This is a genomic window from Streptomyces sp. NPDC107559 (genome assembly GCF_055657365.1).
Map to the genome: position 1 here is coordinate 394,129 of NZ_JBVKBD010000002.1, position 13,714 is coordinate 407,842.

Annotated in this window: 6 protein-coding genes; all 6 read right to left on the reverse strand. The window is 67.7% G+C overall.

The features are described from left to right. Nucleotides 1-278 precede the first annotated feature (278 nt). From ACZ7OY_RS08400 to ACZ7OY_RS08425, 6 genes are read right to left on the reverse strand one after another with little or no spacing between them, the layout of a single operon-like run. The gene (locus tag ACZ7OY_RS08400) at nucleotides 279-2,039 is read right to left on the reverse strand and encodes an Hsp70 family protein (RefSeq protein ID WP_471910668.1); all 1,761 of its coding nucleotides are present in this window, start codon (nucleotides 2,037-2,039) and stop codon (nucleotides 279-281) included. After that, nucleotides 2,036-3,211, reverse strand: coding sequence for a hypothetical protein (locus ACZ7OY_RS08405; protein WP_471910669.1), 1,176 nt, complete (start codon nucleotides 3,209-3,211; stop codon nucleotides 2,036-2,038). The genes ACZ7OY_RS08400 and ACZ7OY_RS08405 overlap by 4 nt, the downstream gene beginning before the upstream one ends. After that, complete coding sequence (locus tag ACZ7OY_RS08410; RefSeq protein ID WP_471910670.1) at nucleotides 3,208-4,950, reverse strand: hypothetical protein; 1,743 nt, start codon at nucleotides 4,948-4,950, stop codon at nucleotides 3,208-3,210. The genes ACZ7OY_RS08405 and ACZ7OY_RS08410 overlap by 4 nt, the downstream gene beginning before the upstream one ends. Beyond that, the gene (locus ACZ7OY_RS08415; protein WP_471910671.1) at nucleotides 4,950-10,415 is read right to left on the reverse strand and encodes a DEAD/DEAH box helicase; all 5,466 of its coding nucleotides are present in this window, start codon (nucleotides 10,413-10,415) and stop codon (nucleotides 4,950-4,952) included. The genes ACZ7OY_RS08410 and ACZ7OY_RS08415 overlap by 1 nt, the downstream gene beginning before the upstream one ends. Then, nucleotides 10,412-11,404, reverse strand: coding sequence for a hypothetical protein (locus tag ACZ7OY_RS08420; RefSeq protein ID WP_471910672.1), 993 nt, complete (start codon nucleotides 11,402-11,404; stop codon nucleotides 10,412-10,414). The genes ACZ7OY_RS08415 and ACZ7OY_RS08420 overlap by 4 nt, the downstream gene beginning before the upstream one ends. After that, the gene (locus ACZ7OY_RS08425; RefSeq protein ID WP_471910673.1) at nucleotides 11,401-13,455 is read right to left on the reverse strand and encodes a hypothetical protein; all 2,055 of its coding nucleotides are present in this window, start codon (nucleotides 13,453-13,455) and stop codon (nucleotides 11,401-11,403) included. Before ACZ7OY_RS08425 ends, ACZ7OY_RS08420 begins: the two co-directional genes overlap by 4 nt. Nucleotides 13,456-13,714: the final 259 nt, after the last annotated feature.

The window sequence follows — 13,714 nt, forward strand, 5'->3', positions numbered from 1 at the left end:
TAGACGCTAGGCGTGGTAACTGGGACGGTCGACCGGTCTGGGCACCCACAGAGGATCCAGCGCTCCCGCTGGGGCGCTGATCCCAACGCGCGCCGAGGATGAATCGCTCGCGGCTCACAGACGGACTGGAGTCCAACAGACTCCGAGCGGTCCATCAATCTGGCAAGCGCATCAGTGACGGCGGCCATAAACGGGACCAACCGACCCCCGCTACGCACCGCAGCACTGGAGCGAGCCACTGACGCACTCTGAATTACCCACCAGAGTCCTGAGACTGGTCAAAGTCCCCGCGTCACCACGCCCTGCGGCTCACCGTTGACCGTTACGGCCGGATCGGCCTCCACTACACGCACAGCCATGTCGATCGGTGCGGGGCGGGTGTTGGCTGATTCAGCTGCCGAGAGGTGTCGCACATTGGAGGAGCCATCAGCGAACGGACGGACGGTGTGGGCCAGGAGACGGGTCAGTTCATCGTCGAGGCCGTGCTGCAGGGGGGTGCCGTCGGGACCGAAGGAATCGATTTCGCGCTCGGCGAGTTGCTTGCCGGTGGCTACGTGGGTAGCGGTGAAGCGCAGGATGCCGCTCTCGTTGTAGCGGAACTTGATCTCGATCCTGTTCCGGCGGATGTCCTGCTCACGGGTCGGTAGATCCACCTCGATATTGGCCAGGGGGAAGGCGCGATCGCTGTCGGCCGGGTAGCCGACCTCGCCCTCGATCACCGGCACGCGCACGAAGGAAGCGCCCGGCGTGTCCGGGTAGAAGTTGGCCGAACCCTCCGCCGGGAGCGTGGCGTTGCGTCGGATGATGGCGCGGAAGCCCTTCTGCTCGCCCGCGCTCACAGCCGTGCCCAGGTCGTAGCTGGTCACCAAGGAGAAGTCGCTGTCATCGCCGAGTTCGCCGTCGAGGGAGGCCGCGTAGATGGCCGCACCTCGGGCGACGGCGGTCATGGGCCGGCACAGGCCGCTGTCGACGATGCGGTCGTGGCCGAGGAGCTCGCCCAGGGCGTGACGCACCTGGGGGATCTGCGAGGTGCCGCCGATCATCAGAACCGAGTCGATGTCGTCCGCGGTGATGGCCAGGTCTTCCAGTGCCTGCTGGACCGGCTCCAAGGCGCGGGTGATGAGCGGGGTAACCGTCTCGGTGTACTCGGCCGCGGTGATCCTGACCTCACGCCTTGAGATCGAGGGGGCGAGGCCGACCGGGAGGTCGAAGAAAAGCGCGCCGTCCATCGGCACGGAGGACAGGGCGATCTTCGTCAGTTCGACCGCCCGGCGCCATCGGCGTCGTTCGGCCTTGGTGAGCTGGTCCGCGGTCAGGCCGATCTTCTGCTGGATCAGCTTGGCCAGTGCGTTGTCGAACTCCAGGCCTCCGAGAGCGGTGATGCCACGGGAGGTCTGTTCCTCGAAGAGGCTGTCGTCGTATTCGAGGACGGTGACGTCGATGGTGCCGCCGCCCCAGTCGAAGACGAGGAAACGGCCGGGGATCGGAACGTCACGGACGTACGAGATCGCGGCCGCGGTGGGCTCGTTGAGCAGGGCCCGGACCTTCACTCCGCCGAGCGCTGCCGCGGCACGGGTGCGGTAGCGGGCGCCGCCCGTGGCATTGGCGGGGACGGTAACGACCGCGTCGGAGAGGTCGAGCAACTGAGCGGAGACGCCTTCCTTCATCCGGCTGAAGAGGGAGGCGGCCGCGACCGTGCTGTGGAACTTCTCCGAGCCGACCCAGACATGGTGTTCCTCGAGCTGAGCTGCCACTTCAAGGCTGTCGATATCGCCGTCCTTCTCGGCACCGGAGCGGGTGCCGAGCATGCGCTTCACGGCGTCGAGCGGCTCGCTGGTACCGGTCTTCGCCTCCCAGCCGAAGCAGAGGGTGCGCTGGAGGTCGCGGACGGACAGCACGGAGGGGAAGAGCTGCTCGAACTCCGACATCCGCCACTGGGCGGGCACGTTGTCGCCGTCGACCGGCAGCACTTCGGTGGTGTGCCCGTTCCAGCGAGCAACAACCGAGTTACTCGTGCCGAAGTCGATACCGAAACTCATCGTGGTCCTCTCTGATTCATCTGCTTGCTAGCCGCAGCGCGCAACGACTGTCGATAACTCATCTTCTTCTGCTCACGGCCACCGGTTGTCATACCCTCCGAACCAGTTGGAGACCAGGAACCGCCACGCGATCCCTCCTCGGGAACTTGCCGATCGCTGCTTTCCTCAGAGCGGGGAGACATAATACGCGGCTCTGACTGCTTACCCCTAGGCCGCTGCCGAGACGAATCCACTGCTTTCTTCACTTGCGAGCGATGACTCGCGCTGGCGGTTTCCGCAACCTGACTTTCTTCAAAATTCCCGCCACCGTCCGCACCTCGGTCAAGTTTACCGATCTCCCTGACTGACGAATCCCTGGGATCCTGTTGAACATCAGGCGCCTGACCCCGATGAGCGTTCTTCTTGTGCAGAGAATCACCAGGACTCACATTGAGGTCCTTCTTCCGTTTTTCCCCCGTCTCCGCATGTGTGGCCCTACGCTTCTGCCCTGGCTTCATCTTTTCCGCTACGGACATAGGCAGCGAGTTCTTGGGAACGGCTCTGAGCCATCCGCGCTCGACAAGCTTCCCAGATTCCCTGTCGACATAAGCCGGCGCTGCAACTTCATATGCAACCGGTCCGCAGCTCATCGCCCCAGGTGGATCTTCCACCACATTGAACTGTGAATGATCACCGGCCTTCCGGACAATTTCCAAGCCGGCCCGCGACAACTCATGGTCGATCCGCGCCAATACGACCCTCAGGCTCTTAGACTCCAGAGTCTGGCGATGAATAGTAGCCAACTGGGCCAAGTGCATTTGACGGGTCCTCATTCCCTCCATCACGCCGCTCCGCACAGCATCGGAAATTTGAGGAAGGACACGTCTCATCAACTCAGCCCGGATGACACCGACAGGGTCACCCTCTGCCCCCTTGCCTTCAATAAGGACACCCAAGGTCTCAGCTACGCGCTCCAGTTCCTCTTCCACCGCCGGCAGGAGTGCTTCGTTGATGGACTTGAGGATCGCCGGCGCGTCCAGGGCCCCCGCGGAAATCTTAGGGATGTCACTAGCGGCAAACTTCCAAGGTTGCATATCGGCTGCTTTGGGTTCACCGTTACCGAAATTCTGTTCCCGCCCTGCAAAAGATGCTCGCTTTTGCCGGGCTTCGCGCGCCCTACGACTTTTACTCACGATGTGCTGCTCCCTGGATCTTCAAGGGCTGCAGTATCTTCAGCAGCCGGGGAAAGGCGTTCTGTCGCCCTGGTGATTATTTCTCGGGCCGCCTCGGTACGAGACCACTCGCGGTCGCTGTCGGTGGGCGGCTCGGTGAGCCTCTGCAGAGGTTCGGGCGGAAGTTCCAGCCGGTGGCTCGTGCCGGTGGGGTCCTTCCAGCGGTGCGCGGCGAGCGGGACGGCGAACGAGCGTACTTCCTGCTGCTCCCGCTCGGCCTTCTCGATCATGTCCTTAGCGCGGTTGATCCGGACGCGGCCGCTGTCGTCGAGTTCCTTCCTCAGGGCTCGCCAGGCCTTCTTCCAGTCGTCCGCCCCGTCAGGCACGCCGAGCACCAGACACGGATTGAGTGGCTGGTCGCGTTCCCCGGGGGGACGGTTTTCCAGGAAGTCCCGATTCTTCCGCAGCACGGCTACGGCACCTCCGCCGAGCTGCTCCCGCACCGGGGGACGGCCTTCAGCGTCCTGTTCCAAGAGTCTGAGCGACTCCGTCATCTCCTGGCCGGCGCGCAGGTAAGCCTGAATGTTCTGGGCCTCCCAGCGCACTGGCTGCGAGTGATGCCGGAGCCTTGCGGCCATGGTGAGCGCCGCTTTCCTCCTCTGCTCCGCCGTCTCGTCGTCCCCGCGGAGGAGGGCACGGTGCATCTGCCGCACGGCTCTGATCAGGGTCCGTACGCCGATCCAGCCGTTGAACTTCTTGTTGCTCGCGCTGTGCACATGGGGGTGGACCCTCTCCAGGAGGACCCACAGCCGCTCGTCGGCGACGAGGCCGTCCGGGACTTCCCCGGTCCGCCGCACCTCGCGCAAGGCGTCAAGGAGCTTCTGTGTCGGCGGAAGGAGCTCGGTCCACTCATCCGCGATGGCCTTGGCCTCGTTGGCCTGCAGTCTCACCAGCAGGCGCCAATCCTGCGGCCAGCCATGGCCGGGGTCCGTTCCCGGGCCGGCCTCTCGGCGTTCCCGTTCCAGGGGCCAGGCCAGCAGGTCCATCTCTTCGTCGGTGAGGGACGCCGGGTCCAGGCGGGCGCGGAAGTAGGCGGCGCGGGAGGTGCCGTCGCGCTCGGGGACCGCGCCGATCCACTCCTCGTCGATGCAGTCGTCGAGAAGCGGCCGGGGAAGCTTCGCCAGGAGCGCCCTCTGCCGAGGGGCCGGCAGGTTGGTCTCCGCCAGGCGACGGTCGTCCTGGTAAATCTGCCACATGCTGCCCGGCTCCCCCAGGAGTGGCAGCGGCTTGTCCTCCAGCAGGGCGCGGGCGCGGTCGTCGAGCCGGCCGTTGAAGACGTCCAGCCCGTGGTCTTGTGCCATGACGAGCAGGGAGACGCCCGAGACCGGATCATCCTGCCGGGACGCCGCATCGGCCGCGGCCCGCGCCAGCTTCTGCGCGGAAAGCGTCCCGGTCTCCGCCTTCAGCGTGTTGGGCAGCATGATTTCGGCGAATGAGCGGGCGCGCTCCCAGGCCTCCCGGTCGGCGAATCCTTCGGGGACCGGCTGGGGCACGGCCGGTTCCGGCTCCGGTTGCTTCTGCCGCGGAACGACTGGAGCAGGGCTGCCGGGGGCTTCCGCGCCCTGCGGAGCTTTCCCGACGGTCCGGCCCTGGGCGCGGGCCTGGCGGAGGGCGAGGCGGCGGGCGATCTCGCGCTGTCGCAGCTCCTCCAGCCGGGCCTGCTCGTCGTGGCCCGCTTCCAGCGGGATTCCGGCCGTCATCAGAACTCCTCCGCGAAAATGCGCACCTGCTCGATTACCGCAGCAGGGGTCCGGTCCAGGCTGTAGGAGTCGGCGAAGGCGATCCTCTCGGCGAGGCCATCGGCACGGACCTCGTTACGAAGTACCTGGAGCCGTTCGTTCCCGCACTCCTCGGCGGCGGACTCCAGCGGATGCTTGACGGCGACCGCGACGGGCTCGCCGGTGAAGTCCGAGGTGAAGAGCGCCACCGGTCCAGCAGCGGTTTCCTTCAGGCTGACGTTGGGCTCCTCGTCCGCCCATCCCTTCAGCAGAACGGCGTGCTCGTTCGGGTCGATCTGCAGTTTCCGGCCGCGCAGGGCGTCGGTCAGGTCGCGGGCGAGCCGCCAGTCGTACAACGGGTGGAGGCGCATATTGGAGTAGTCGCGCAGGCAGGCGTAGCAGGAGCTGCGGCAGTTCTGCGCATGATGGTCGGCTTCCAGGTCGTGCACGTACCGGTCGACCGCCCGGAGGAACTCCTCGATGTGTTCCTCCGAACCGAGATAGGTGCTGAAGCCCGCGCCGTTGTCGAGGCTGTCCGCCAGGTAGGCCATAACGGGAGCAGCCACCGGAGCGTCCGAGCCGTGGATGCCGCTGAGGAGTTCCTCCGGCTGCACATCCAGGTGCGGGGCGGCGGCACGGCGCAGCAAGGCCGCCAGCGAGTACCAGGCGGCCCGTCGACCGTGGTAGGCCTCGGGGAAGCGGTCGATCTGCTGGGACTTCGAAATGTCGAAGCGGAGGCCCCGGCTCGTGTCGAGGGCGTCTTTGGCCCCGATGAAGAGCATGTCGGTGTGCTGGGTGGCGCCGAGGGCGATCTCCAGGTCAGCTTCCGCCTTGGGGTGGTCCAGAGCGACGTATCCGCGCCACGGGCCGGTGTTCTTGGCGAACCGGAAGAGCTTTCCGGCATTGGTGTTGACGATGTAGCGGTCTCCGCTGCCGGTGTGGACGACCATCCAGTCGTCGGCGGCACGGTGGATGCGCGGGGCGGTCTTCTCCAGGTCGGTGGCGGTCCGTGCGCTGGTGGCGTTGGAGCCGAACTCCCGGTAGCCGTCGTAGTCCCGTACTTCGTGGGCGGCCCGGAAGCCTGCGGGCTCCCGGAAGGGGACGGCCCTGTAGTACTTGCTCTCCGCGCCGCAGGCGGGGCAGGTGCCCGCGCTCCCGGTTTCCGGGTCGACGACGGCCTGCGGGTCCACATGGGAGCAGATCCGGCACATGGCGACCAACTGTTCAGGTCCGAACGGGTCTTCGGCGGCTTGTACTCCGCGACCGCTCGGGACGAGGGAGACCACTCCCCTGGAGCGCAGCAGACGACCGTCCTGCGGGGTTTCACTGCCCGGTGCGAACTTGCTGAGAGCGACGGCCAGGTCGCGGTTGACGGAGTCTGCCGGCGGCCAAGGGAAGGTCTTCTGCGGGATGCTCCGGTAGAGGAGGCGGGAACGGGTCGGGAAGCCGAACATGGGCAGTAGACCCGCCTCTGCCAGACGCTGGCTGAGGTCGGAGTGGCCGACCGTCTTGGCTGCCACCTCGTCGACCTGACCGAGGAGTTCCTCGATGGCGGCCACCGGCTCGATGGCGGCGATGCTTTCCGGTGTTCCGGCCCGGAGGGCGGCGGCAGTGGCTCTGACGCGGTCCGGGCGCTCGGCTATCCAGCGGCGGACGGCACCCCGGTACGTCGGCCAGTCGCCGGCGAGGCCGAACTGTCCGTGGACGTTGGTCGTCATGTCCGGCCCCTTCCGGCGGTCCTCCGGCTGCAGGGGCGCGAAGGCCTGGCGCAGGACCTCTCCCAGCAGGACCCGCCGAAAGACGGAGACCATGCCGAGGACCAGGTAGGGCGGCGGAGTCGGGTCGTTGGTGATGGCTTCCGGGCGGGCGAAGTAGTGCTCGTCGTGACTGCGGCCGCGGCAGACGGTGAGGGCCACGGCGACCGGACTGTTGCGGCGGCCCGCGCGTCCCACCCGCTGCTGGTAGTTGAAGCGGGTGGGCGGCATGTTGGCCATGATCACGGTGTTGAGGGGGCCGATGTCGACACCGGCTTCCATGGTCGTGGTCACGGAGAGCAGTTCCAGACCGTCCGCCTGCGGGACGTCGTTGTCGCCGAGGAAGACGTCCTGGAACAGGCTCTGCCGACGCTGGGCCTCCAACCGGTCCGTCTGGCCGGTCAGCTCCGCCGTGCGCAGGGGGAAGTCACCCGTGCGATGGGCGGCCTTCCATGCGTAGTAGTCGCCTTCGAGGACTCCGCTGTACTGCTGAGGAACGGCGGGCAGCGGGGTCAGGCACTTGGTGCACAGCCCCGTGCCCGGGTGAAGGTGTGGCCGGTGACAGGAACGACATGTCCAGGTCTTGTTCTCCCCCGGGCGGAGCGCCACCTTCTCCGGCTTGATGACGTAGTCGACCACGGCGTCCTTCCAGACGCCGAGCACTCGGTCCTCGATCGTCTGCAAATCAGTGCCCTGGCGTTCGGCGGCCTGCTTCCAGAAACGCTTCAGAGGCGCAGGTGGCCTCTGTAGAGAAGCACGTATCCGGGTGAAGCGCCGCATCAGGCCGAGAATCCGCAGACTGGCGCGCGCCACGGCCTGATCGCTGTCCGGGCCGGTCTCCAGCGGCAAGCGGTCGTCGCGCAGGCAGAGCCAGCCGAGTCCGAGCGATTCGAAGTCACGGCCGCCGCCGGAGAAGAGGCTTCCGATCGTCTCGAGGCGGAGGCGGGAACGGACGCGGTTGAGCAGTTCTTCCTGTGCCTGGGTCTCCACCACCGCTTCCCGGTCCCGCTCCCAGTTGTAGAGCGCGGTCCAGGGCTGTCCGGCCGAGGTCTGCTGGAGCGAGGCCGCGGGACCGGCAGGGTTGGTGCCGTACTTCAGCAGCATGCCTTCGAGATCGGAGGCGAGGTCGTCCAGCGAGGGCAGTTCGGAGAACTTCCGCTCCAGGTCGGGCAAAAGTTCCGGTTCGGCGTCGAGGTCGTCGGCGAGGATCGCCTTCAGGCGCCCCCAGTCCGCCGGGCTGCGGTCCCGCAGCCGTTCCATCGCGGCACGGGCGCCCGCACGATCGGTGGGCTCCCCGGCATAGTGGGCCTTCACCAGCTGAAGGTCTCCGAATGGATCACCTTGGTTCTCGACGGCCTGGGCACTGAGCAGGCGGAGAAGGTCCTGGTGGTGGCGGAGGGCAAGGCCGCTGGCGAGCTCGGAGGCGTCGTCACGGCTGTCGGAGAAGGCGATCGCCTTGCGCTGGCCGTCAGGGAGGTGGCCAAGGGCTTCGGTCACCAGCACCTGGTTGATCTTGTAGAAACCGGTGCGCATCCGCCGGACCGGCGCGTTGCGCAGCCGGTCAGGAGATTCCAGCGGGATGAATCGGCCGTCCCGGTCGTATCTGATCTCCCAGTCGTCGCCGCAGGCGGGGCAGCGGGTGGGGAAAGCCTGCAACCGGGCCGGGTCGTATGCCGGCTTCTTGCCTTCCTTGTCCAGGGGCACGGAGATGTGGAAGGACCATCCGGTGTGCTGGACGTCCCGATTCTCCAGGCGGCCGGTGGCGGGCTGGTAGGCGCTGCGGCGGAACTCGAACTCGACCTGCGGCCCACCGTCGGACAGGCCCGCGTGCCAGCCGTGGTCGTCAAGGCCGAGGCCCTTGGTACGCGGCCAGTACACGACGTAGTTCGCCGCGGTGGGTGCGCCGCTGGCCTCGTCGGGGAGCAGGTCCATGTCCGGGAAGTCGGTGTGGAGAGCACCGGTGAACTTGCGCCGCTGGGTGTCCTTGGGACTGGCGTACCCGCCGAGCATGAGGTCGCCGCAGGCCTGGCAAGAGAGGAGTTCCAGCACGCGGGCGCCGCAGGTGCAGCGGGACGTGGGATCGGCGAAGAGTCGGCCGACTCGCCGTTCGGGGCTGTGCTCCACGGGAATGTCGGGGCAGTTCGGGTCGGAGCAGGCCCAGATGCCCTCAATGTTACGGAAGAAGAAGTGGGCGCGGAGCTGGGGAAGTCCGGGGTCCTGGGCGGAGCCGAGTATGCGCAGCACGCCGTGGAGTGCGTCCTGGCGTTGTCTCTCGGGGACGCCCGGGAAGAGGTTCTTCGCCAGTGCGGGGGCGGGCAGAGCACGGGGCTTGTCGTTTGGAGTGAGCGCGCGCTGGAGTGCCGGGCCAAGACCGGTCTCCCGGGCCAGGGCTACGGCTTCGTCCTGGGTGACGGGGGCCTTCGCGGCCTGCGCGAGGCGTTCGGCGTGTGCGGCCAGTCCTCCCTCGCCGTGGATCTCTTTCGCCTTGCCGGGGATGATCACACGCCGGGAGCCTGGCAGGGCGAAGAACCCGTCGAGGAACTCGTCGTCCCGGCCGGCCTCCAGAGAGGCGGACGCGGCGAGCACACGGAACTTCTCGGGGCTCTTGTCGAGGCCGAGACGGTGGCGGAGGTTGCGCAGCAGGTAGGCCACCTCGGTGCCAGCCGTGCCGCGGTACATGTGGAGCTCGTCGAGGATCAAGGTGAAGCGGGCGTCCGGGGTCTCCTCCAGCCACTTCCTCGTGGTGCTGAAGATGTGCTCCTCCTGCTTGCGAAGCAGCATGATGTTCAGCATCGAGTAGTTGGTGACCATGATGTCTGGCGGCGCGGCCTGCATGTCCCAGCGGGCGTGCATCTCCGCTCCGCCGAGGCGCGGGATGAAGGGCCGCAGTTCCTCGTCGAGCTTCTTGTCGGCCTTGCGCTGCCGTTCCTGGACCTCCCTCAGGTACTGCCGGAGACGGAAGTTCGCCGGTTCGGAATCGCGGCTGCCGGAGACGGGGGTGGCTCCGGTGTAGCGGCCGAAGTAGAAGCGGTGTCCGTTGCGCTTCCGGTCCAGCCATGCGTGGGCCTCGCGACTGTCCAGCGACTTCCGGAGCCGGACCAACTGGTCGTCGGCGAGGGCGTTGGTGGGGTAGAGGATCAGCACGCGCATGGCGGCGGGGTGTCCGTGCTCGCTCTGTCGGCTGGGCACGTAGTCGCCGTCTCCCTGCCACCATTCCCGCTGTACAGCACGAGTGCCCTGCCAACGGACGGACTCGGCGACCAGGTCGGCGAGGACCGGCAGCAGGAAGGACTCCGTCTTGCCGGAACCGGTGCCTGCGGTGACCACGAAGTCCTTGCCCTCGCAGGCGGCGACCAGGGCGTCGTGCTGATGCTGGTAGAGGCTGGTCACGCCGTCGGGAAGCGTGAAGCGGGCGAACTCGGCCGCGTCGGGGTGCGCCCCCGCTTCGGCGAAGGACTCCGCGATGCCGACGTCCCGGGAGGCATACCGCGGGCGCAGTTCGATCATCGGGTCGCGCCAAGCCCCGTTGTCCCGGTCCAGGAGGTTGCGCCGTTCCTCCATGACGGAACGGTCATCGACGCCGAAGGGGGTGTCGTAGTAGCGGAAGAGTGCGCTGCGCAAGTCGTCGAAAGTGCCCATGACGTCCTGGACATGGGTGTCCGTCACCGCTGCTGTCGGCTGTTCGACGCTCACTTGTTCCTCCTGCCGGTGGCCGCCACCGGTCGCGGCACGATCTCCAGGTTCTGCTGCAGCGAGGCCGCAATCGCCTCGGCGAGCGCCCTCGGCACGTTGTCGTACGCGCGGGTCTGCGTCTGCTTGCCCACTGATGGCGGGAAGCCGCTGCACAGGACGGCCGCGCGCTCGTGCAGCGCGGGCAGGGGCGCGTACCGGTCGACGAGGAGCCGACCGGTGCTGGTACGGCCCTTGCCGGATTCCGGCTGCCAACGCATCGCGCCGGCGCGGTGGCGAGCGAGCTCCAGGTAGACGCCCGTCTCGCGTTCGACTGTATGGAAGACACCGTTGCGGCGGACGCGGGTCAAGCGCGCGTAGTCGGCTCCGCGCCACCGGTACAGGCCGTCCTCGTCGTCCCTTTCCACGGGGACGAACCGCTGGAGGCGCAGCTCGTACTTCTCCAGCGTGTTGACGGTGCTTCCACCGGGCGGTGCCGACTCGGGGCCCGGCGCCGCCTGCGGCAGCAGCTCCATCAACTGCAGAGCGGCGCAGGGAACGTAGCGGGCCCCAAGGAACTCCGCGGCTTCCTGCAGGATCAGCGGGTCCTCGTATTGGAACAGGAGAGTGTCGGGCAACGGGGCCTCACCGGTCTCCGGCGCGTTACGGACGGTGATCAGCTCCATCCACTCTCGTGCCGCCTCCTCGACGCGCTTACTGATCTGCGCCGTGCGCGCTCCGGTCAGCACCGCCAGGCCGTCGGCGTGGGGCAGCCTGGTCAGCACCGGCGGGGCCACCGACCAGCGGTCGGCGCGCAGGTCCACGTCGATGAAGCCGAGGGCGGCGACCCTGCGCATCCAGTCCCAGTCGGCGTACTCCTTCAGCTCCAGGCCCCGTGTCTGGGCCTGGCTGCGGACCCCGTCGCGCAGTGCGGACGCCTTGCCGCTGCGGCTCTCGCTCAGCCAGCGCAGGAGGATTCCGCCGAACTCGTTGCTGCTCTTCGGTCCCGTCATCGGTCAAGCTCCTTCGCTGCCTGCACGTACGCGGTCCACGAGGGCTCGACGGACGCCTGCTGGGCGCTCAGGACGGCACGGGCCCATGCCCGCAGGTTGCCGGCGCTCTTCGGCTTCGGGGTTCCGGGGTTCACTGGGCGGCCCTTCCAACGTCCGCTCCGGCGCTCCAGCAGCCAGCCGCCGACGCCGTGGAAGCCGGCCTCGAAGCGGAGCGGAGCGGGAGCATCGGGGAGACGTTCCGTCCACCAGTCCGGTCGCTCCGGGGCCTCCAACGTCCACAGCCGTCCGTCGGCCGACGCGAACAGCACCTCGTCCGCGTCCCGACGGCACAGCTCCATGACGGCTGTCGTGTCCTGGACCGTGGCACCCATGCAGTCAGCTCCCGTGATGCCGGTCGACGAGGTCTGCTCGACGAGGACGGAGGGCGACTCCGAGGCCTTGCCGTCCACGACGGTGAAGCCGCAGGTCTTGGTCACCTTCGGCTCGACGACCGCCTGGTCCGCGGTGGCGAAGTCGATCCCCACCCCCGCACAGCTCACCGTGTGACGGCCCGGCTCCAGCCGGAGCACGGCCAAGGGGACGGGGCGGCCCGCGGCAATCGCCTCTTTGAGCTCGGGCCGCTCCTTCCCGTCGACCAGCAGCGTGTCGTCCATGGCGTTCGGCAGAACCACATGGGGTTCGCCACCCCGCAGATACAGGTGGGGATCGAGCGAGGGCGCGAGTTTCAGGCCGCCCTCAAGACGAAGCTTGAACTGGGCCGGAGGCTGCAGGAGACCGACCGCGCCCTGGACCTCCTGGAGCGCCCGGCGCAGGGTGACCGCGTCGTCGAAGGTGACGGGCTTGTGCAGGGACCAGCCCCGCGGCACCCAGGCCAGCTTGCCGGTGTCGGCGCTGCGGCCCGTGGTCGCGGCCTTGTCCAGCAGCCGCTGCACATCCCGCTGCGCGGTCGGGGCGGCGAGCACCACGTGTGCCTCTCCCGGGCGGAAGCCGTCGGTGGCGGCCCAGACGCCGAGCACGTCGTCCCGTGCGAGCACCAGGACGGAGCAGGAGGGGCGGCTGAGCACCAGGTTGTCCCCGTCGCGGCGGATGCTCCTGGCGAGGGTGTCCGCGCTCGGGGCGGGCAGGCCCGTCACTTCGTAGTAGGCGGTGTCTCCGAGCTGCTCAAGGACGACGCCGTCCTTGAACTCGACGCGCTTCTTCGGTTCCGCGGACCGCAGACGCGCCACCCAGCCGAGACGCCCCGCGTCCAGCCGCACCAGGAGTTCGGCCCGGGTGACACCGGTGGGCACCAGCTCGTCCGAACCGTCCCAGGAGGCGGCGTAGTTGCCGATAAGCTTGGCGAGGAAGGGACGGAACTCATCCTCCTGCAGAGCGTTGCGGAAGCCCTTGGAGAAGTGCTGCTCCATGGCCCGGATCTCGATCTGGGCCAGCAGCGTCTCGCCCGGCAGGGGCCAGGTCGTGCCGTGTTCCCGCAGCGACCGGAAGAACTTCGGTATGAAGGACCGGTCCGCACCGCTGAGGAGTGCCTGGGACTGGGCGAACCCGATCATGCTGCGGTTGGAGGGCAGGTCGGCGGGGGTCGGAATGGTGCAGAGGCCCCGCGCGCCCTTCTGGCGGTGCTGCCAGGAAGCCAGCACCTGCCACATGCGGGAGACGGGTTCGTACTGGTGGCTGCCCAGTTGCTTCTCGTCGCCGGTCATCAGCTCGGAGAAGCGGGCATGGTAGGCGGTGCCCCGGTGGTTCCGGTCGTTCACCATCCGGGACGCGGCCATCACCGAGCAGGCCAGCAGGGGCAGGAAGGCAGGCACGCCGTTCTTGTCGTGCTGCCGCTTGCGCCACCGATAGTCATCCAGCGCGCCGTACGGTTCCGCGGTCCCCAGCCGCAGGAACTTGCCCACGCACCGCGCGAGGGGTTCCTCCATGCCGTATCCGTGCCTGAGCTCCTGCTCCACGTCGTCGTCCACGTAGAACAGCGTCGGGTGACCGGCGTGCTGCCGCCCGAAGAACTCCTCGGCCAGTACTTCCTGCCACGCCTGATAAGAATGGTCCACTCTGTCCCCACAAAAGAGGTTTCGATGCCCTGCGCGTGATACGCGATATCCCCTGGACACGGAACGGTCTTACGCATCACTCGAGTCCGCCGCAGACAACGGGCTGCCGCCGAACGCCTACTGACGCGCCGGCCCTTCAGACCGACAGCCCTCGGCCGTCACCGCCCATCGCGACTTAACGCCGCGCGACAAGCGAAGGCATGTCCACCCATCCCCCACCACGTTTTCACAAGCGACCCATCACAGCGCCTGCACGATG